This window comes from Mesorhizobium sp. M5C.F.Ca.IN.020.29.1.1, assembly GCF_003997375.1.
Taxonomy (GTDB): domain Bacteria; phylum Pseudomonadota; class Alphaproteobacteria; order Rhizobiales; family Rhizobiaceae; genus Mesorhizobium; species Mesorhizobium wenxiniae.
The window spans coordinates 1-2,734 of sequence record NZ_RZSW01000679.1 but is presented as its reverse complement, the minus strand read 5'-3'; the positions used below and the strand labels follow the sequence as shown (position 1 = coordinate 2,734).

General features: G+C 64.8%; 3 protein-coding genes. 2 read left to right on the top strand and 1 reads right to left on the bottom strand.

Translation table 11 applies throughout. The features are described 5' to 3' along the window. On the bottom strand, positions 1-437 hold a 437-nt coding region (locus EOA85_RS31965; protein WP_348627953.1), incomplete at its 3' end, for an OB-fold nucleic acid binding domain-containing protein. A gap of 92 nt (positions 438-529) precedes the next feature. On the opposite strand from EOA85_RS31965, the gene EOA85_RS31960 reads away from it, so the two are divergent. Continuing rightward, on the top strand, positions 530-817 hold the full coding sequence (locus tag EOA85_RS31960; RefSeq protein WP_127212391.1) for a succinate dehydrogenase assembly factor 2: 288 nt from the start codon (positions 530-532) through the stop codon (positions 815-817). A 12-nt stretch (positions 818-829) separates the two neighbouring features. Continuing rightward, positions 830-2,734, top strand: a 1,905-nt coding sequence (locus EOA85_RS31955) for a CarD family transcriptional regulator (protein ID WP_281033818.1), incomplete at its 3' end; no start/stop codon positions are given.

The window sequence follows — 2,734 nt, the reverse complement described above, 5'->3', positions numbered from 1 at the left end:
ATGTGGTCTGGGTGGACCATGGTCGGCCGGCCGTTGAACCATTCCATTCGACCCGAGACCACGACATGCTCACCCTGGGGCATCGCCTTTTCGAGATAGGCGGCGTGCGCATGGAAGAAGGTCAGCGCGATCTCGCCGGTGTCGTCATGGGCGTACACCCGGTACGGCACCGATCTGTTGCCGCGCGGCGGCGCCTGGTGGCGGTCGATGCGTACTTCGAGGGTGACGATCGCGCCTTCGGCCGAACCGGCGATGCGCGGCCGGTTGCGGCGGTCGATCACCGTGTGGGGCAGCACGAACAGAAGATCGCCGGCGCGCGCCGCTCGGTCGCCGAGATCGGCCGGCACGATTTTCTCGATCAGTGCGCCGACCTTCGGCCCGACGCCGGCAAGCGAGGTGATCGGGACAAACAGCGGATCGAGGAGGGAAGGACGCATGATGTCAGCTTATGTCGCGACAGCCGCAGCGCAAGGCTGACACCGCCCTCTATCCACGCTATATGCCCCGCTTCAGGCAAGGATACTGGACGATGACGGGAACGGGACGATCTAGCGAGGGGCTCGACGCCCGCCGCCGCAAGCTTCTGTTTCGGTCCTGGCATCGCGGCATGCGCGAAATGGACCTCATTCTCGGCAGTTTCGCAGACGCCGAGATCGGCGCCTTGACCGGCGACGAACTCGACCAATATGAGAGGCTCCTCGACATTCCCGACACCGAATTCCTGCCCGTGGTCACCGGCGAGCGCCCAGTTCCGGCTGATATCGAGTGTGCCGTCCTGCAAAAGATCTTGGCGTCGCGCCAGGCGATGACATTCTGAATACGTGATTTCATGAGCTTGATCCCCACCATTGGCCTGCCGAAAGGCCGCGCCGGCCAGTTCATCGTCGACGGTGTCGCCGACGGCTACGAAGCCTTTGCGCTGGTGCAGGCCGCGCACGAGATCGCGCCCGACAAGCCGGTGCTGTTCGTGGCTCGCGACGGCCAGCGCCTGCCTTCGATCGTTGAGGCGCTGTCATTCGCCGCGCCAGGCCTGCCGGTGCTCGAACTGCCAGCCTGGGATTGTCTGCCTTACGACCGCGTCTCGCCCGGGGCGGATGCTGCCGCACGGCGTCTGGATGCGCTCACCGCGATGATCGCCCTGGTGAAAAAACCGCACCGCGCCGTCATCCTGACTACCGCCAATGCGCTGCTGCAGCGCATTCCGCCGGCAAGCCTCATCGAGGCGCAGACCTTCCACGCCAAACCCGGCAACCAGATCGACATGAATGCACTGGTGTCGCGACTGGAGACGTCAGGCTTCGAGCGGGTGCCGACCGTCCGCGGCGTCGGCGAGTTTGCCGTGCGCGGCGGCATTCTTGACCTGTTCGCACCTGGCTGGACGGAAGCGCTCAGGCTCGATTTCTTCGGCGACACGCTGGAATCAATCCGCGTCTTCGACGCCGCCACTCAGCGCACCACCGGCCAGCGCAAGTCGATGGCGCTGCAGGCGATGAGCGAAGTGGCGCTGACGCCGGAGACCATCAGCCGTTTCCGCCGCAGCTACATCGAAGCCTTTGGCGCGCCTTCGCGCGACGACGGGCTCTATGCGGCGGTCAGCGAGGGACGGCGTTTCGCCGGCATGGAGCATTGGCTGCCGTTCTTCTATGAGCGGCTGGAGACGGTGTTCGACTATCTGCCGGACATGCCTGTCGTGTTCGACCATCTGGCGCATGAAGCGCTGGCAGAACGTCATACGCTGATCCTGGACCACTATGAGGCGCGCAGGAAGCAGGCGGACGGCGCGCTGAAGGACGCCGTTCCGTACAAGCCGGTGCCGCCGGACCTGCTTTATCTGTCGCCCGAAAACCTCATCGCCTCGCTTGGGCCGCGCGAAGCGGTCGACTTCACGCCCTTCGATGCGCCCGATGCCGGCGCGAAGAAAATCTTCCATGCCGGCTCGCGGCAGGGCCGCAGCTTCGTCGAGGAACGCGCCGATCCCACCATCAACGTCTTCGACGTCGTCGTAAAACACATTGCCGATGAGCGGGCCGCCCGCCGCCGCGTCGTCGTCGCCGGCTGGACAGAAGGTTCGCTAGACCGGCTCGGCCAGATCCTGGCTGAACATCATCTCGGCAATCTCAAGCCGGTGGCCACGCTGGCCGAGGCGGAAAAGCTCGAACCAGGGCAGGCGGCACTTGCCGTGCTGCCGCTCGAATCCGGCTTCGAGACCGAGAAACTGGTCGTCGTCGCCGAGCAGGACATTCTGGGTGACCGGCTGATCCGTCGCTCGAAGCGCAAGAAACGCGCTTCGGACTTCATCGCCGAAGCCTCGGCGTTGTCCTCCGGCGACATTGTCGTCCACACCGACCACGGCATTGGCCGCTTCATCGGGCTGCGCACTATCGAGGCGGTCGGTGCGCCGCATGATTGCCTAGAAATCCATTATGCCGGCGACGACCGGCTGTTTCTGCCGGTTGAGAACATCGAACTGCTGTCACGCTATGGCTCGGATTCGGCCGAAGCGACATTGGACAAGCTTGGTGGCGGCGCCTGGCAATCGCGCAAGGCGCGGCTGAAGCGGCGGCTGCTCGACATGGCCGGCCAGTTGATCCGCATCGCCGCAGAGCGGCAGATGCGCGCCGCTCCTTCGCTGGTGCCGGCGGAAGGTCTCTATGGCGAATTCTCCGCGCGGTTTCCCTATGAGGAAACCGACGACCAGCAGACGGCGATCGATTCGGTCATGGGCGATCTGGGC

Bases quoted from the DNA above. Each gene is read 5' to 3' on its own strand.
- EOA85_RS31960 (WP_127212391.1), top strand. From the start codon at position 530: ATGACGGGAACGGGACGATCTAGCGAGGGGCTCGACGCCCGCCGCCGC.